The organism is Shinella yambaruensis (assembly GCF_050859155.1).
Taxonomy (GTDB): Bacteria; Pseudomonadota; Alphaproteobacteria; order Rhizobiales; family Rhizobiaceae; genus Shinella; species Shinella yambaruensis.
The window spans coordinates 415,070-431,600 of sequence record NZ_CP150638.1; the positions used below are offsets into that span (position 1 = coordinate 415,070).

The following is a 16,531-nucleotide window of genomic DNA, read 5'->3' on the forward strand; positions in this document are numbered from 1 at the left end:
GCCGGCCGCTCTCGGGAGATGATCTCTTCAGGCGGCCCGGACCGCCGGGCCGCTCAGACGTTGAGCAGCAGGAACTCGCGTTCCCAGGGGCTGATCACCTGCATGAAGGTCTCGAACTCGCCGCGCTTGACGCCGGCATAGAGACCGATGAACTCGGCGCTCAGCACCTCGGCCAATGCGGGGTCGGATTCGAGCAGCGACACGGCTTCGAGAAGCCCGCGCGGCAGGTCGATCGACCCTTCGTTGGCGGTGTCTTCCGTCGGCTCGCTCGGCTCCACCTCGTTCATGATGCCGAGCAGGCCGCAGCCGAGCGAGGCCGCCAGCGCGAGATAGGGATTGGCGTCCGAGCCGGGCAGGCGGTTTTCGATGCGACGGGCGTTGGCGTCCGACACCGGCACCCGGAAGGCCGTCGTGCGGTTGTCATAGCCCCAGGCATTGTTGACCGGCGCCGACATTTCGGGTGTGAGGCGCCGGTAGGAGTTCACATAGGGCGCCATCATGACCAGCGTCTTCGGCACATAGGCCTGCATGCCGCCGATGAAGTGGAAGAACTCCTTCGAGGCCGAACCGTCCGGATTGGAGAAGACGTTCTTCCCCGTCTCGATCTCCACCACCGACTGGTGGATGTGCATCGCCGATCCCGCCTGGCCCTGCATCGGCTTTGCCATGAAAGTGGCATAGATGCCGTGCTTCAGCGCCGCCTCGCGGATCGTGCGCTTGAACAGGAAAACCTGGTCCGCCAGCTCGATCGGATCGCCGTGGCGCAGGTTGATCTCAAGCTGCGCCGGCCCCTCCTCGTGGATCAGGGTGTCGATCTCCAGCCCCTGCTTTTCGGAGAAGTGGTAGATGTCGTCGATCAGCTCGTCGAACTCGTTGATGCCCGCGATGGAATAGCCCTGGCCGCCCTGGATGGAACGGCCGGACCGCCCTTTCGGCGGGTGCAGCGGATAGTCCGGGTCGTCGTTGACGGCGACGAGATAGAACTCGATCTCGGGCGCCACGACCGGTTTCCAGCCGCGGTCGCGATACATCTGCACCACGTTCTTCAGGACGTTGCGCGGCGTATAGGGCACGTTCTCGCCGGTCGAGCCGACGATGTCGCAGATGACCTGCGCGGTCGGGTCTGTCTCCCACGGCACGACGGACAGCGTCGAAAGGTCGGGCAGCAGCTTCAGGTCGCTGTCGCGCGGCTCATAACGGAAATTGCCGGTCTCCTCCGGATAATCGCCGGAAATCGTGTGGCGATAGAGGGCGGAGGGCAATGCGAGCGATGTGTTGGAGGTAAACTTCGACGACGGCATCATTTTCCCGCGCGGAACCCCCGCGAGGTCCGGCGTGATGCATTCGATGTCTTCGATGCCGCGGGCGCGAAGCCAGTCTGCGGCGTCCTTCCAGGTCTTTACCCCGCGCGGCACGCTGATGGCGGGAGGGATTTTGGTAGAGCGTGCGGCTTTTTCGATTGTGGGGGTAACGACTTTCTTTTTGGACGGCATGAGACACCGGGTTTGGTTGACGATGAAGCCATCATAGACGGAGTTTATTCCTTGGCTAGCTCCCCCCGGGGGGTGAAAAACGCGAATTTTTCAAGAAGATCTGTTTTTCCCGTCCCGATTGACTTTCGGCCGCGTTGGCGGAAAGGAGGGGCAAACGAGGATTGCATACGTGGCAGAGCGGCGGGACGTCGTCATCATCGGGGCAGGTGCGGCAGGCATGATGTGCGCCATCGAGGCGGGCCGGCGCGGACGCCGCGTGCTCGTCGTCGACCATGCGCGCGCACCCGGCGAGAAGATCCGCATCTCCGGCGGCGGGCGCTGCAACTTCACCAATATCCATGCCGGGCCGAAGAATTTCCTCTCGGCCAATCCGCATTTCTGCAAGTCGGCGCTCGCCCGCTACACGCCGCGCGATTTCCTCGATCTCGTCGAGCGTCACCGCATCCCCTGGCATGAGAAGACGCTGGGCCAGCTTTTCTGCGACAACTCGGCGAAGGACATCATCGCCATGCTGCTCGCCGAGATGAAGGCGGCGGACGCGGAGCTCAGGCTGTCCACGCCGATCGGTGCCGTCGAGCACGACGGCCGGGCCTTCCGCGTGGTGACGGAGCACGGCACGGTCGAGGCTTCCTCGCTGGTCATCGCCACGGGCGGCAAGTCGATCCCGAAGATGGGGGCGACCGGCTTTGCCTATCGCATCGCCGAGCAATTCGGCCTTGCCGTCACCGAAACGCGCGCCGGCCTCGTGCCCCTGACGCTCGATCCCGCGACGCTCGCCGCCCATGAGGGCCTGCCGGGTGTGGCGGTCGATGTCATCGCCCGCCATGGCAAGACGGAGTTCCGGGAGGCGGCGCTCTTCACCCACCGGGGTCTCAGCGGCCCGGCCATCCTGCAGATCTCCTCCTACTGGCGGGAGGGGGAGGAGATCGCGCTCACCCTCTGTCCCGACGTGGACTTTGCCGCCGTCGTCGCGGCGGCGCGACGGGAAAACGGCCGGCAGGCGATGCAGACGGTCCTTGCCGAGCACATGCCGAAGAAGCTCGCCCAGCTTCTCGTCGCCGAGCTCGGCATCGACGGGCCGCTCGCCGAACAGCCGGGCCGCCGCATAGACGCGCTTCTCCAGCGTCTCGGGGATTGGCGCCTGCGCCCGCCGGGCTCCGAGGGCTACCGGACCGCGGAGGTCACGCTCGGCGGCGTCGACACCGCCGCGCTCGATTCCCGCAGCATGGCGGCCAAGGCGGTGCCGGGGCTTTATTTCATCGGCGAGGCGGTGGACGTCACGGGCTGGCTCGGCGGCTACAATTTCCAATGGGCCTGGGCGTCAGGCCATGCCGCGGGTGGGTACGCCTGAGATCGCGCGGCGGTCTTTACCGTCTTTTAAGACCTCGGGGCGGATGCTCTCGCAATGTCGGCGTTTCCGGCCTCCCGCCGAGGGGGGTGGAGGCAACATGATGTGGGCCGGCTGGCCGGATCATCCGGGTGTCTGTTTCCGCGTAACGGAGTATCGCCGCATGCCTGCAAGACGCCGCCCCGCCCGTGCCATCGCCATCGCCGCCGCTCTGGAAAGCCGCCGCCGCCTCTTTGTCATCGGCATCCATTGCACGCTTGCCGCAGGTCTCGTCGTCGCCCTCGCTGTCGCCGCGCTCTGACGATCGACTGTTAAAAATCGGTTTAGATAGTGATGGAATTTTAAAGATTGCCGCCGATCATCCGCCGCATAGGGTTCCGGATGCCGCGTCCCCATGACGGATGTCGACACGGCTGGCAATGACTGCTCCCCCGGATGCGCGGCATTGCTGCCGCATGAAGTCGGTAATCCGGCGTCCGAATCCTGGGGAGGTCCCGAAAGGGCAGGGGTGGAGCACGCCGACAACGGATGTTCCGCCATGTTCATTGACAAGATTCTCGCCCGTTTCAAGATCCAGACCAAGGTCCTCGTCTTCATCCTGCCCTTCGTGCTCAGCATCTGCGCCGTGGGCTTCACCGGGCTCTACGCGTCCGGCCTGCTGCAGGGCCGCATGGAGATTTCCAACAGCGTCCTCCAGTCGCTGAGCGGCTTCAAGGATGTCTATGCCGGCATGAACCGGTTCCTGCAGAACACCAGCGAGGAGAACCGCGATGCCGTGCACGAGCGCCTGAAGGCGCAGGATGCCGTGCTCCAGGCGACGATCGACGGCCTTGCGCCGGACGCGGACAAATCCAAGCTGGTGGATGCGCAGGCGCAGACCAAGGACATCGAGGCCCGCATGGACGGGCTCTGGTCGCTCTATGTCAGCGAGACCGGCCTGCACGAGACGATGGGGAAGAACCTCAACTATCTCTCCAGCGAGCAGGTGAAGATCCTCGACGAGGCGACGAAGCTCCAGCGCACGGTGCGGCAGAACGAGAACGCCGCGAAGAGCATGCTGCGCGAGGCCGAGCGCCTGACCAATGCCAGCAAGTTCTTCGGCGATCTCCTCTCCGAGTTCAGCCGCGGGGCAACGCCGGAGGATCAGCTGAAGCTCGTCAAGGAGCGCTATCCGTTCATTTCCAAGACCGAGCGCTCGATCGCTATGATCCTGCCGAAGAACCAGAAGGTCGTCTCGGTCACCATCCGCAACACGATCGACGAACTCGGCGGCTTCCTCTCCTCCTCGGAGCCGGCGAGCGTCACGGTGCCGGAAATCGCCCGCCGGGTGAATCGTTTCCGCCAGGTCACCATCCAGCTGCAGGGCGCAGCGGCGGAAAAGATGCGCGAGGCGACGCGCATCTTCAGCGAGCTCGACGAGCCGATCATCAAGTCCGAGGCGGTGCTTTCCGCCACGCGCAAGCTGGTGTCCTCGATCGACGACATCGAGATCGCCGCCGCCCGGTTCCTCGGCCAGACGTCGGAGCAGAATCGCGTCAAGCTGCTCGGCAACCTGTCCATCCTGCGCATCGACATGAAGGCGCTCGGCGGCAGCGCCAGCGGTCTCGCCTTCTTCGACGCGGTCGACGACGCGCTGCGGCCGGTGCTCGACCGGATCGACGCGGACAGCGCCGCGCTGGTGAAGATCAGCACCGAACGGGCGGCCGATTTCGAGGCCGCCGGCCAGTCCATCGACACGATCTGGAATCTTCTCAGCCAGTTCGCCGAAGAACAGAAGACCAGCGCCGGCACCGAGCGTGAAAAGGCCAACCAGGTCTCGATCCTCGCGACCGTCGCGGGCGCTGCGATCGCCATCCTTGCCGGCATCGCGCTGGTGCTGACGCTGAAGGGGCCGATCAGCCAGATCACCGGCGCCATGCGGCGCCTGGCGGATGGTTTCCTCGACACCGGCATTACCGGAGAAGGCCGCGCCGACGAGATCGGCGACATGGCCCGCGCGCTCGGCGTCTTCAAGGAGAACGCCCTGTCGAAGATCCGCGTGGAGGCCGAAAGCGAAGAGCAGCGCAACGCGGCGGAAGCCGAACGCGCCCGCAACGATGCGGAAAAGCAGGCCTTCGACCGCGAGATCGACTTTGCCGTCAACGCGCTGGCCGCCGGTCTCGAACGCCTGGCGCAGGGCGACCTGTCGCGCCAGATCGACACGCCGTTCTCCGGGCGCCTGGAACAGCTCCGCCAGGACTTCAACGTCTCGCTGACGCGCCTCCAGGATACGCTCGGCCAGATCCGCAACAATGCGCTGTCCATCCAGCGCAGCGGGGCGGAGATGCTGCAGTCGGGCGATGCGCTGGCCAAGCGCACCGAATCCCAGGCCTCCTCGCTGGAGGAGACGGCAGCCGCCGTCGAACAGATCACGGCGACCGTGCGCTCCTCCGCCGAGCGGGCGCACGAGGCGAACATCGTCGTCGGCACGACCAAGCGCAGCGCCGACAGCTCCGCCGCCGTCGTCAGCAATGCGATCGCCGCCATGGGGCGCATCGAGGGCGCCTCGCGCCAGATCGAGCAGATCATCGAGGTGATCGACGACATCGCCTTCCAGACCAACCTGCTCGCCCTCAATGCCGGCATCGAAGCCGCCCGTGCGGGCGAGGCCGGCAAGGGCTTTGCCGTCGTCGCGCAGGAAGTGCGCGAGCTTGCCCAGCGCTCGGCCAGCGCCGCCCGCGAGATCAAGGGCCTCATCGAGAAATCGACGAGCGAGGTCAGCGCCGGCGCCCACCTCGTGCAGGAAACGGGCGCGGTGCTCGCCGCGATCAGCCAGCAGATCGTCACCGTCAGCCAGCATGTGGACATGATGGCGACGGCGAGCCGCGACCAGGCGGCAGCGCTCCAGGAGGTCAACGGCTCCGTCAACCAGATGGACCAGATGACCCAGCAGAACGCCTCGATGGTGGACCTCACGACGGCGGCGAGCCGCAAGCTGGCCAACGAGGCCGATACGCTGATGATGCTCGTCGAGCAGTTCCGCCTGGAGGCGGACGAGCAGGGGACGTATCGCGCTGCCTGAGGCCGGCGCGTCGCGGGCGCGCGCGCCGCTCGCGCCCGGCTGGATCGCGGCGGAGTTGCCGAGCCGCGTTCCCTGTGATCCGATGGCCGGCATGACCCAGAGCACGATACTGGCCACGCTGCGGCAATGTGCGAGGCGGCACAGCCGCGTCGATCACGAGGCGGACGACCTGATGCAGGACGTCCTGTTGTCGGCGCTCGCGGGCGGACGCCGGATCACCGATCCGGGATTCGTGGCCTGGGCGAAAGGCGCGATCCGCAATCACGCCCGCTTCACCGCACGGACGGCGGTACGGCGGCGGGTGCGCGAGGCCGCCTGGGAGATGCCGAGGGATATGCCTGATGCGTCGCCCCGTTTCTCTGCGGCCTTCACCTCGTCGCTGCCGCCCGCCCAGCGCGTCGTGGCGCTCCTCGTGAACCTTGGCCTCGGCCGCGCGGAAATCACGCACCTGCTCGGGGTGAGCGACATGGCGTTCCGTCAGCGACTTGCCGGGTTGCGCAAGGCCTTTTCCGCATTCGGAGGCGAGGCTGCCTCCTTCGACGGGTTCGTTCCGTCTTCGGCCGATGGCCCCGCACGGCGTTCCCTGAGAGAGACCCTCAAGCCGCATGCCGCGCGCGCCTTCGCCATTCGCGACCCCGATGGCATTCCGCTTTTCTTTTCGCGGCGCGATCACGTTTCGCCCGGCGGCGGCAACTGACCGGCGCAACAACAGGAGGCTTGCATGACGATGAACTTCAACGGCGTCACCATCATCTTCAACGTCGCCGACATCGAGCGCACGCGAAAATTCTACGGCGAATTTCTCGGAATCGAGTTCGAACGCCACGAGGACGAGGATGCCGGTGCCTTCCTGATGACGAAGATCGGCACGGAGGTCGATCTCATGGTCTTCAAGGGCGATCCGAAACCCGGCAACACGCCCAATGTGGTCTTCGGCCTTGCCGATGGCGGCATCGACACGGTGATCGCGCGGCTGGCGGCGGCCGGCGTCGAGATCGTCACGCCGGTCTCGCATGCGCCGGACGGCTGGTTCGCCGACTTTCGCGATCCGGACGGCCAGATCGTGTCGTTCTACCAGTCGGCGGAGGTGCCGCGCGCCCTGACCTAGGCCGCCGCCGCCGAACGAAAATCCCCGGCGCGCAGGGAGCGCCGGGGAGCCTTGCTTCGACTGGATTTGCCTGTCAGCCGCGACCCTGCGTGACGATCACGGGGATCAGGAGGTCGCCCCAGTTGCCCTCTCCTCCGTGGTGGCGGGCGGAGCGGACGAGCTCTACCGAGACCCCGGCCTCGACCGCCTTCATGACGGACTGGTTGAGGCGGTGCAGGTCGTTGGCGACCATGCGGATCATGGCCTGCTGGTCGGGGGTCATGGCGGAAGCCTGTTCTTCCGCGCGCTCCTTGACTCGGGTCTGGACTGTCATGGCATTTCTCCTCTTATTTGAGCATTTTGCAGGCAGGCGGTAGGCCTGCCGTCGCAGGAAATGCGGCTCTGTTGGGGGTTCTTGAAAGGTTGACGGGACGGGTTATTCGGCGGCCGGGCGGAACTGCTCGTGCTCGGTCGATTCATGCATGGCGGTCGTGGAGGACTGGCCGCCGGTGATGGCCATCGAGACGGCGTCGAAGTAGCCGGTGCCGACTTCGCGCTGGTGCTTGGTGGCGGTGTAGCCGTTGACCTCGGCGGCGAATTCCGCTTCCTGCAGCTCGGAATAGGCGGCCATCTGGCGCTCCTTGTAGCCGCGGGCGAGCTCGAACATGCCGTAGTTCAGCTGGTGGAAGCCGGCGAGCGTGATGAACTGGAACTTGTAGCCCATCGCACCCAGCTCGCGCTGGAACTTGGCGATCGTCGCGTCGTCCAGGTTCTTCTTCCAGTTGAACGAGGGCGAGCAATTGTAGGCGAGCAGCTTGCCCGGATGTGCCTTGTGCACGGCCTCGGCAAATTTGCGGGCCTGTTCGAGGTCCGGCTTGCCGGTTTCCATCCAGATCAGGTCGCAATGCGGCGCATAGGAGATCGCGCGAGCGATGCACGGCTCGATGCCGTTCTTGACCTGATAGAAACCTTCGACCGTGCGGCCCTTGTCCTTGTCGACGAAGGGCTGGTCGCGCTCGTCGATATCGGAGGTCAGCAGCTTGGCTGCCTCGGCGTCGGTGCGGGCGACGATCAGCGTCGGCACGCCCATGACGTCGGCGGCAAGGCGCGCGGCGTCGAGGTTGCGGATATGCGCGGCGGTCGGGATCAGGACCTTGCCGCCGAGGTGGCCGCACTTCTTTTCAGACGCGAGCTGGTCCTCGAAGTGAACGCCGGCCGCGCCTGCCTCGATGAAGGCCTTCATGATCTCGAAGGCGTTGAGCGGGCCGCCGAAGCCGGCTTCCGCATCGGCGACGATCGGGGCGAACCAGGTGTCGACCGAAAGGCCGTTGCCTTCCGCCGTCTCGATCTGGTCGGCGCGCTGCAGCGTGCGGTTGATGCGTTTCGCCAGTTCCGGCGCGGCGTTTGCCGGATAGAGCGACTGGTCGGGATACATGGCGGACGCCGTGTTGGCGTCGGCGGCGACCTGCCAGCCCGAGAGATAGATCGCCTTCAGGCCGGCGCGGACCATCTGCATGGCCTGGTTGCCCGAGAGCGCGCCGAGCGCGTTGACGAAGTCCTCCTCGTGGATGAGCTTCCACAGCCGGTTCGCACCATTTTCGGCGAGTGTGTGGCGGATCTGGACCGAGCCGCGCAGCTTCTCGACCGTCTCGGCCGTATAGGGGCGCTCGATGCCATCGAACCGGCCCTCCGGCGCGCTCGGGACAAGGTTGTAAAAATCGGTCATAATATCCTCCGGTGCGATGTCTCGGGATCGGGCTTGGCTTTCTTCATTGCCCGATTTCATGTGACATTATTTACATCGCAGCGCACAATAGGGCGAGAGAAAACCGGAAAATCAGCAGGATAATCGGGTAATGATGTCTTGTCTTTGACAGGCGCGCTCTGTAAAAAAGTAAATGTTGTAAATCTTTCGATTGCGTCGCGCGTGTAAAGGATTTGACATATGGCGGAGAACAAGATCTTTGCCGGCCCGAAGGTCCGGCGCATCCGCAACACGCTCGGTCTCACCCAGACGGCGATGGCCGAGGGCCTGTCGATCTCGCCCTCCTATCTCAACCTCATCGAGCGCAACCAGCGGCCGCTGACGGTGCAGCTCCTCCTGCGCCTTGCTTCCGTGTACAAGGTGGACCTCGACGAGCTGCAGGGCGAAAGCGCCGGCAATGCGCGCCAGCTGCGCGAGGTCTTCGCCGATCCGCTGCTTTCGGGAGAGTTGCCCGGCGATGACGAACTGGTGGAAATCGCCGACGCCGCGCCGAACGTGGCGAGCGGCATCCTGAAGCTCTACCGCGCCTATCGCGAGCAGGCCGCGCGGCTCACCGACCTGGCCGACCTTCTCGCCCGCGAGGGCCATGCGACGACGCTGTCGGGCACGCTGCTGCCGATGGACGAGGTGCGCGACAGGCTGGAGGGGCGCCCCAACTATTTCGGCGCCATCGACGAGGCGGCGGAGCGGTTTCACGCGGCGCTGGCGCCGGGCGACGAGCTTGCCGCCGCGCTGAAGGGCTGGCTGCGCAAGGAGCATGGCGTCGTCGTGCGCCTGCTGCCCGTCCACACCATGCCGAACCTGCGCCGCCGCTTCGACCGCCACTCGATGCGGCTCTTCCTGTCGGAGCGCCTGTCGCCCTTCGATCAATTGCGCGAGATCGCCATGGAGACGGTGCAGCTTGCCCTCCAGGACGAGATCTTCGCCGAGCTCGACCAGCTCGCCTTCTCGACGGCGGAGGCGAAGCGCATCGCCCGCTTCGAGCTGGCGCGCTATGCCGCGCACGCGCTGATGATGCCCTACGAGGCCTTCCATTCGACGGCCCAGCGCGTGCGCTACGATATCGACGTGCTGCGCTCCCGCTTCGGCGTCTCCTACGAGCAGGCGGCGAACCGGCTGACCATGCTGCAGCGGCCGGGCAGGGCGGGCGTGCCCTTCTTCATGCTGGAGATCGACAATGCCGGCAATCGCTTCCGCCGCGCGGGCGCGCAGGGCTTTCCGCAGGCGCGCTTCGGCGGCGGCTGTCCGAAGCTCGGCGTGCATTCGGCCTTCTCGCAGCCGGGACAGATCCTCGTCGACCGCGTGGAAATGCCGGACGGTGCCGCGTTCCTGGCGATTTCGCGCACGCTGGAAGGGCCGCAGGGCGTCTTTGCCGAGCGGGTGCGCCGCACGGCATTGCTTGTCGGCTGCGACGCGGCCCATGCGGAGGAGACGGTTTACGGCGAGGCGGTGCGTCGGGAGGGGTCGGTTGCGGTCGGCGCGGCCTGCCGGCTCTGCGAGCGGCAGGGCTGTCTTGCCCGCGCCGAGCCGCCGGTAACGCGCCCCCTCGGGCTCGACGAAATGGTGGCCGGCTTGAGCCTTTTCGACTTCCAGTGACTTTTTGCTTGATTTCCGCCGCTGTTAGGGCTTCAAATCTGATAGGAATGAGAAAAATGTGATATCAAAATTCGCCCTGTGTTTGCGTAGAATGCCGCTTGTCGCCTCTTGAAAAACATCCATAATCGGCGACTGTTCTTCATACGAACTCATAGGCCCGAAAGAAAAACTGGGAGATAAATCAATGATAAAGCGTACTCTTTTGGCGACCGCTGCCACGCTCGCGCTGTTTGGTGCCGGCGGCGCGCTCGCGCAGGAAAAAGTCGTTAACGTCTACAACTGGTCCGACTATATCGATAGCTCGATCATCGACGATTTCACCAAGGAAACCGGCATCAAGGTCGTCTACGACGTCTACGATTCGAACGAGATCCTGGAAACCAAGCTCCTGGCCGGCGGCACGGGCTATGACGTGGTTGTGCCCACCAACACCTTCCTGCAGCGCCAGATTTCGGCGGGCGTCTACCAGAAGCTCGACAAGTCGAAGCTGCCGAACCTCAAGAACATGTGGGACATGGTCGCCGCCCGCATGGAGCCCTTCGATCCGGGCAACGAATATTCGATCAACTACATGTGGGGCACGATCGGCATCGGCTATAACAAGGCCAAGATCAAGGAAGCGCTCGGCACGGACGCGATCGACAGCTGGAGCGCGATCCTCGACCCGGCCAATGCCGAGAAACTGAAGGATTGCGGCATCAACATGCTGGATTCGCCGACGGATATCATTCCGGTCGTGCTCGCCTATCTCGGCCTCAATCCCGACAGCCATGATCCGGCCGACATTGCGAAGGCCGAGGAAGCCCTCATGAAGGTGCGCCCCTTCGTGCGCAAGTTCCACTCCTCCGAGTTCATCAACGGCCTTGCCAACGGCGACATCTGCATCGCGATCGGCTGGTCGGGCGATATCTTCCAGGGCCGCGACCGCGCGGAAGAGGCCGGCAACGGCGTCGAGGTCGGCTACGTGATCCCGAAGGAAGGCACGCAGATGTGGTTCGACCAGATGGCGATCCCCGCCGATGCGCCGCATGTCGAAGAGGCGCACGCCTTCCTCGACTATATCATGCGCCCGGAAGTGATCGCGAAAGCCTCGACCTACATCCACTATGCCAATGGCAACAAGGCGGCACAGGCCGTCATGCCGAAGGAGATCCTGGAAGACACCACGATCTATCCGGATGAGGCGACGCTGGCGAAGCTCTTCACCAACACGACGCTGGATGCGAAGACGCAGCGCCTGTTCACACGGACCTGGACCAAGATCGTGACCGGTCAATAACCGGCCCGCAACGAATTGCCCGGAAGCCTCTTCCGGGCAATTTCATTTGTGCTGCCAAGAAAAGAGATGGGGACAGGCAATGAAATCTCTCGGCAATATCCGTCGTTCCTTCGCACCGTGGACGGATCCGGACGCAAAGCCATTCATCACGTTCCGCAATGTCACGAAGAGGTTCGGCGATTTCACTGCCGTCGATGATCTCACCCTCAACATCTACCACCGCGAATTCTTCGCCCTGCTCGGGGCATCCGGCTGCGGCAAGTCCACGCTCCTGCGCATGCTCGCCGGCTTCGAGCGGCCGACCTCGGGCGAAATCATCCTCGACGGCCAGGACATCGCCGGCATCCCGCCCTACAAGCGGCCGGTCAACATGATGTTCCAGTCCTACGCGCTTTTCCCGCACATGACGGTGGAGAGCAATATAGGCTTCGGCCTCAGGCAGGACGGCATGCCGAAGAACCAGATCGCCGAGCGCGTCGCCCAGATGCTGAAGCTGGTGAAGCTCGAGAAATTCGCGAAACGCAAGCCGCACCAGCTCTCCGGCGGCCAGCGCCAGCGCGTGGCGCTCGCCCGCTCGCTCGCCAAGCGCCCGAAGGTGCTGCTGCTCGACGAACCGCTCGGCGCGCTCGACAAGAAGCTGCGCGAGGAAACCCAGTTCGAGCTGATGGACCTGCAGCAGGAACTCGGCCTCACCTTCGTCGTCGTCACGCACGACCAGGAGGAGGCGATGACCATGGCCGACCGCATCGCCGTCATGAGCCATGGCAAGGTCATCCAGGTCGCCACCCCGGCGGAAATCTACGAAGCGCCGAATTCCCGCTTCGTCGCCGACTTCATCGGCGATGTGAACATCCTCGACGGCAAGGTCTCGGCGAGCGGCAACGGCAAGATCGAGCTTGCCACCAGCGACGGCTTCACGGTCCGCACCGCGGCTGGCCATGCGCCCGCGGCGGGCAGTGCAGCCGGCTTTGCCATCCGCCCGGAAAAGCTGAAGGTGACGCGCGCCGCGCCCGTGGATGCCTCCGTCAACGCGGCCGAGGGCGAGATCTGGGACATCGGCTATCTCGGCGACATGACGGTCTTCTACGTCAAGCTCGGCAGCGGCAAGGTCGTGAAGGCATCGATGCTGAATGCCCAGCGCGAGGTGGAGGATCCGATCGCCTATGACGAGAAGGTCTGGGTCTCCTTCGGCGAGACGGCCGGCGTCGTGCTGAAGGATTGACCCGATGACAAAGCTCGGCTCCGCCATCTTCAGCCGCCTCGTCATCATCATTCCCTATGCCTGGCTGCTGTTCTTCTTCCTCATTCCCTTCTTCATCGTCTTCCGCATATCGCTCTCGACGACCGCGATCGCCCAGCCGCCCTACGAGCCTGTCTTCGCGCTGGCGGACGGCCTTTCCGGCCTCTTGGCGAAGATCGGCCAGTTCAGCTTCGACAATTACGTCTGGCTCACCGAGGACGCGCTCTATCTGAACGCCTATCTGTCGAGCCTCTGGATCGCCGGCGTCTCGACCCTGATCACGCTCCTGATCGGCTATCCGATCGCCTACGGCATGGCGCAGGCGCCGCGCATGCTGCGCCCGACGCTGCTGATGCTCGTCATCCTGCCGTTCTGGACGAGCTTCCTGATCCGCGTCTATGCGTGGATCGCCATCCTGAAGCCGGAGGGCCTGCTCAACCAGTTCCTCATCGGCATCGGCATCATCGATACGCCGCTGATCATCATCGGCACCAACTGGGCGATCTATATCGGCATCGTCTATTCGTACCTGCCCTTCATGGTGCTGCCGCTCTATTCGGCGCTGGAGAAGATGGACAACACGCTGATCGAGGCGGCGCAGGATCTCGGCTGCCCGCAGATCTCCGCCTTCTGGAAGGTGACCTTCCCGCTCTCCATCCCCGGCATCGTCGCGGGCTGCATGCTCGTCTTCATCCCGGCCGTCGGCGAATTCGTCATTCCGGACCTGCTCGGCGGGTCGCAGACGCTGATGATCGGCAAGACGCTGTGGAACGAGTTCAACGCGAACCGCGACTGGCCCGTCTCGGCCGCCGTCGCCACCATCCTGCTCCTCATCCTGGTCGTGCCCATCGTGTTCTTCCAGAACGCGCAGGCGAAAGCCGAAGAGCAGGGGAGGTAAGCCCATGAGCACCTGGTCACGTTTCAACATCGTCTCGGTCGTTCTCGGCTTCGCCTTCCTCTACCTGCCGATCGTGCTCCTGGTCATCTTCTCCTTCAACGAGTCGAAGCTGGTCACGGTCTGGGCCGGGTTCTCGACCCGGTGGTACGTCTCGCTCTTCAACAACCAGGGCCTGATGGATGCGGCCTGGGTGACGATCCGCGTGGCGCTGCTGTCGGCCACCGTCGCCACCGTCCTCGGCACCATGGCGGCGCTGGCGCTGACGCGCTACACGCGTTTCCGCGGCCGGCTGCTGTTCTCCGGCATGGTCTACGCGCCGCTCGTCATGCCGGAGGTCATCACCGGCCTTTCGCTGCTCCTGCTCTTCGTCGCCATCGGTTTCGACCGCGGCTTCGTGACGGTCATGCTGGCGCACATCACCTTCTCGATGTGCTTCGTCACGGTCGTGGTGCAGTCGCGCCTGCTCTCCTTCGACCGCTCGATCGAGGAGGCTGCGATGGATCTCGGGGCGACGCCGGTGAAGACCTTCTTCGAGGTGACGCTGCCGGTCATCGCGCCGGCCGTGCTGTCCGGCTGGATGCTGGCCCTCACGCTCTCGCTCGACGACCTCGTCATCGCGAGCTTCACCTCGGGACCCGGCGCCACGACCCTGCCGATGAAGATCTACAGCCAGGTGCGTCTCGGCGTGACGCCGGAGATCAACGCGGCCTGCACGCTGCTTATCGGCCTCGTCGCCATCGGCGTCCTCATCGCCTCGCTCATGACGAAACGCCGCGAGGTCCAGCGCCAGCGCGACGAGCAGGCGGCCTTCGCCGGCCGTTAAGCCTGGACGGGAGCCCTACTGGCGGGGCTGCTGCCCCGTCAGGATGGAGATCGGCGAGATCACCGGCTCCGGCCAGGAACCGCCGACGAAGAAGCTGATCGCCGGCGTGACGACGGGAGTTTCCGCCTGCTGCCGGTCGGCGAGCGTGCCGGCCAGCGCGACGCTGCCGCTGCGATAGGGGATCATGCCGGAGAGCGTCAGCAGCTTCTCGTTGCCTTCGATCTGCGCCTTGGTCAGCTCCGCCAGGCCCCGGTCGAGCCGGGCCTCCACGTCGGCCCGGACGAAATCGAAGGATCCGTTCGACGCCTCGGAGAAGTTGAAGAAGGCGTTCTTCGCCGCCCGCTCCTCGAAGGCCTGGCGGTTGAAATGGGTGAGCGTGCCGGGTCCCATGGCCAGCCGGAAGTGGCCGGACATGTCGGACGCCGTCGTCGCCCAGAGCGGCCGGTCCGTCGACAGCTCGAAATCGGCCGAGCCGCGTCCTGCCGGCAGCGGCCCGGGCAGGGCGAGCGTGTTGACGATCGCGCCGATATCGACATTGCTCAGCGACATCTGCAGGCGCCCGCCGCCGCGGAACCCCTGCTCGGTCAGCGCGATGCGCCCGGTCAAGCGGCCGTCCATGAACTGGCTGTCGCCGATGTCGAACGAGGCGCGGCCGTTCTCGATGCGCATGCCGGCGGCGAGGTCCTGCAGGGAGAAGGGCGAGAAATCCGCGCTCTTGGCGGAAAGCCGCAGGTCCATGCCGAATTGATGGATGAAGGCGGTGTCGATGCCGGTGGTCGCCTGGTCGGCGCCGGGAAGCGGCGAGAAGGCGGTCAGGAAGGCGTGAAGGTCGATCCGGTCGAAGGCCAGCGTGCCGCCCACCTGCGGCAGGCCGTCCGGCGGCATGTTGACGTCGAGCACGCCGGTCGCCCGCGCATTGTCGAGGGTCAGCTTCAGGTCTTCCAGCTTGGCCGTGTATCCCGCCGTCGTCACCTTCGCCTCGGCGGTGATATGGCCGAGATTGCCGACGGAGGGAATGTCCTTTCCCTGCCAGGCGAGCAGGTGGCCGAGCGACGGGGTCGACAGCGTCATGTTGCCGGCGATGAAGGCGTTTGCCGAAAGATTGGCAATCCCCTCGAAGTTCATCGTCGTCGGATCGGCGGAAAGATTGGTGCGCACATTGGCGTTGTGTCCGGCGAGCAGGGCAAGCGGATGATCGCTGTCGAAGGTCCAGCGCGTCATCTCGCCGTTGACGACGCCCGAAAGCGCGAGATCGAGCGGCCGCCGCAGGGCCGGCCAGCCGATATTTCCGTTGATGTCGGAAATGCGGTAGGGCGCGGTCCCGTCGCCCTGCGTGACCTCGATGACGCCGTCGAGCAAGTTGATCGTGCCGATGCGCTCATCCGGAAGTTCCGGTATCGCCTGGCCCTCAGGCGCGGATTTGGTCGCGTCGATCGCCTGCATCAGCCAGCCGCTGTGGCGCCAGTTGAAGACGCCATCGGCATCCCAGCCCACGCGGATCGTCGGCCGCATGAGGTCGAAATCGCTGAACACTGGCTTGCCGCGCACCGCACCGAAGAGGTCGAAGCTCGCCGATATGGCGTCGACATGGGCAAGCTCGCTCCTGTCGGCCGCGTCGACCATCCGCACATTGCCGAGCGTCACCCGCGGATAGGGCCAGAAGGAGAACGCCGCCTCCTGGCCGATCTCGACGTCGGCGCCCGTCCAGGCTTCGAGCGTCCTTTCGATCTCCTTGCCGACCGTGTCGGTCTGGATGAGGAAGGGAAAGCCGATGCGCACGGCGGCGAAGAGCACCAGAACGACAAGAGTTCCCCGCACGAGATGCCGTGACTGGATGAAACGGGAAAGGGTCATTCGGGTGCGGGTCCTCTACCGGCAGCGTTCACATCACTTCAAGCGAACGGGGATAGGCGCTTGGGCAGAAGAAATCAAATGGGCCAT

Annotated in this window: 14 protein-coding genes; 10 read left to right on the forward strand and 4 right to left on the reverse strand. The window is 64.9% G+C overall.

Annotated elements, in window-relative coordinates:
- Positions 1 to 53: 53 nt before the first annotated feature.
- Positions 54 to 1,493 (reverse strand): glutamine synthetase family protein, encoded by a 1,440-nt coding sequence (locus WMC41_RS02065; RefSeq protein ID WP_244767575.1) that lies wholly within the window; start codon positions 1,491 to 1,493, stop codon positions 54 to 56.
- Between the two features lie 169 nt (positions 1,494 to 1,662).
- On the opposite strand from WMC41_RS02065, the gene WMC41_RS02070 reads away from it, so the two are divergent.
- From WMC41_RS02070 to WMC41_RS02090, 5 genes are all read left to right on the forward strand, one after another.
- On the forward strand, positions 1,663 to 2,844 hold the full coding sequence (locus WMC41_RS02070; RefSeq protein ID WP_432346881.1) for an NAD(P)/FAD-dependent oxidoreductase: 1,182 nt from the start codon (positions 1,663 to 1,665) through the stop codon (positions 2,842 to 2,844).
- 160 nt (positions 2,845 to 3,004) lie between these two features.
- The gene (locus WMC41_RS02075; RefSeq protein WP_432346882.1) at positions 3,005 to 3,142 is read left to right on the forward strand and encodes a hypothetical protein; all 138 of its coding nucleotides are present in this window, start codon (positions 3,005 to 3,007) and stop codon (positions 3,140 to 3,142) included.
- A gap of 237 nt (positions 3,143 to 3,379) precedes the next feature.
- Positions 3,380 to 5,902 (forward strand): methyl-accepting chemotaxis protein, encoded by a 2,523-nt coding sequence (locus WMC41_RS02080; protein WP_244767578.1) that lies wholly within the window; start codon positions 3,380 to 3,382, stop codon positions 5,900 to 5,902.
- Between the two features lie 91 nt (positions 5,903 to 5,993).
- A complete protein-coding gene (locus tag WMC41_RS02085) occupies positions 5,994 to 6,599 on the forward strand; it encodes an RNA polymerase sigma factor (protein ID WP_432346883.1) in 606 nt (201 codons plus the stop codon).
- A 24-nt stretch (positions 6,600 to 6,623) separates the two neighbouring features.
- Complete coding sequence (locus tag WMC41_RS02090; RefSeq protein ID WP_272804441.1) at positions 6,624 to 7,010, forward strand: VOC family protein; 387 nt, start codon at positions 6,624 to 6,626, stop codon at positions 7,008 to 7,010.
- A 73-nt stretch (positions 7,011 to 7,083) separates the two neighbouring features.
- Here the strand turns inward: WMC41_RS02090 and WMC41_RS02095 are convergent, their stop codons facing one another.
- Both WMC41_RS02095 and aceA read right to left on the reverse strand, forming a co-directional pair.
- The gene (locus WMC41_RS02095; RefSeq protein WP_023516665.1) at positions 7,084 to 7,323 is read right to left on the reverse strand and encodes an SMc00767 family acetate metabolism repressor; all 240 of its coding nucleotides are present in this window, start codon (positions 7,321 to 7,323) and stop codon (positions 7,084 to 7,086) included.
- 102 nt (positions 7,324 to 7,425) lie between these two features.
- On the reverse strand, positions 7,426 to 8,715 hold the full coding sequence (gene aceA / locus WMC41_RS02100) for an isocitrate lyase (RefSeq protein WP_244767581.1): 1,290 nt from the start codon (positions 8,713 to 8,715) through the stop codon (positions 7,426 to 7,428).
- Positions 8,716 to 8,934: 219 nt separating this feature from the next.
- On the opposite strand from aceA, the gene WMC41_RS02105 reads away from it, so the two are divergent.
- The 5 genes from WMC41_RS02105 (at position 8,935) to WMC41_RS02125 (ending at position 14,590) form a co-directional block, all read left to right on the forward strand.
- On the forward strand, positions 8,935 to 10,350 hold the full coding sequence (locus WMC41_RS02105; RefSeq protein ID WP_432346884.1) for a helix-turn-helix domain-containing protein: 1,416 nt from the start codon (positions 8,935 to 8,937) through the stop codon (positions 10,348 to 10,350).
- A 184-nt stretch (positions 10,351 to 10,534) separates the two neighbouring features.
- A complete protein-coding gene (locus WMC41_RS02110) occupies positions 10,535 to 11,629 on the forward strand; it encodes a polyamine ABC transporter substrate-binding protein (RefSeq protein ID WP_432346885.1) in 1,095 nt (364 codons plus the stop codon).
- Between the two features lie 79 nt (positions 11,630 to 11,708).
- A complete protein-coding gene (locus WMC41_RS02115; RefSeq protein WP_244767584.1) occupies positions 11,709 to 12,851 on the forward strand; it encodes an ABC transporter ATP-binding protein in 1,143 nt (380 codons plus the stop codon).
- 4 nt (positions 12,852 to 12,855) lie between these two features.
- Positions 12,856 to 13,767: an ABC transporter permease subunit gene (locus WMC41_RS02120; RefSeq protein WP_432346886.1), complete on the forward strand. Its 912-nt coding sequence runs from the start codon at positions 12,856 to 12,858 to the stop codon at positions 13,765 to 13,767.
- Between the two features lie 4 nt (positions 13,768 to 13,771).
- On the forward strand, positions 13,772 to 14,590 hold the full coding sequence (locus WMC41_RS02125; protein ID WP_432346887.1) for an ABC transporter permease subunit: 819 nt from the start codon (positions 13,772 to 13,774) through the stop codon (positions 14,588 to 14,590).
- Positions 14,591 to 14,605: 15 nt separating this feature from the next.
- On the opposite strand, the gene WMC41_RS02130 is transcribed toward WMC41_RS02125, so the two are convergent.
- A complete protein-coding gene (locus tag WMC41_RS02130; RefSeq protein WP_432346888.1) occupies positions 14,606 to 16,444 on the reverse strand; it encodes an AsmA family protein in 1,839 nt (612 codons plus the stop codon).
- Positions 16,445 to 16,531 lie beyond the last annotated feature (87 nt).

Excerpts from the sequence above, each read along its gene's own strand:
- WMC41_RS02065 (WP_244767575.1), bottom strand. The coding sequence starts at position 1,493 with ATGCCGTCCAAAAAGAAAGTCGTTACCCCCACAATCGAAAAAGCCGCA.
- WMC41_RS02075 (WP_432346882.1), top strand. The coding sequence starts at position 3,005 with ATGCCTGCAAGACGCCGCCCCGCCCGTGCCATCGCCATCGCCGCCGCT.
- WMC41_RS02080 (WP_244767578.1), top strand. The coding sequence starts at position 3,380 with ATGTTCATTGACAAGATTCTCGCCCGTTTCAAGATCCAGACCAAGGTC.
- WMC41_RS02085 (WP_432346883.1), top strand. The coding sequence starts at position 5,994 with ATGACCCAGAGCACGATACTGGCCACGCTGCGGCAATGTGCGAGGCGG.
- WMC41_RS02090 (WP_272804441.1), top strand. The coding sequence starts at position 6,624 with ATGACGATGAACTTCAACGGCGTCACCATCATCTTCAACGTCGCCGAC.
- WMC41_RS02095 (WP_023516665.1), bottom strand. The coding sequence starts at position 7,323 with ATGACAGTCCAGACCCGAGTCAAGGAGCGCGCGGAAGAACAGGCTTCC.
- aceA (WP_244767581.1), bottom strand. The coding sequence starts at position 8,715 with ATGACCGATTTTTACAACCTTGTCCCGAGCGCGCCGGAGGGCCGGTTC.
- WMC41_RS02105 (WP_432346884.1), top strand. The coding sequence starts at position 8,935 with ATGGCGGAGAACAAGATCTTTGCCGGCCCGAAGGTCCGGCGCATCCGC.
- WMC41_RS02110 (WP_432346885.1), top strand. The coding sequence starts at position 10,535 with ATGATAAAGCGTACTCTTTTGGCGACCGCTGCCACGCTCGCGCTGTTT.
- WMC41_RS02115 (WP_244767584.1), top strand. The coding sequence starts at position 11,709 with ATGAAATCTCTCGGCAATATCCGTCGTTCCTTCGCACCGTGGACGGAT.
- WMC41_RS02120 (WP_432346886.1), top strand. The coding sequence starts at position 12,856 with ATGACAAAGCTCGGCTCCGCCATCTTCAGCCGCCTCGTCATCATCATT.
- WMC41_RS02125 (WP_432346887.1), top strand. The coding sequence starts at position 13,772 with ATGAGCACCTGGTCACGTTTCAACATCGTCTCGGTCGTTCTCGGCTTC.
- WMC41_RS02130 (WP_432346888.1), bottom strand. The coding sequence starts at position 16,444 with ATGACCCTTTCCCGTTTCATCCAGTCACGGCATCTCGTGCGGGGAACT.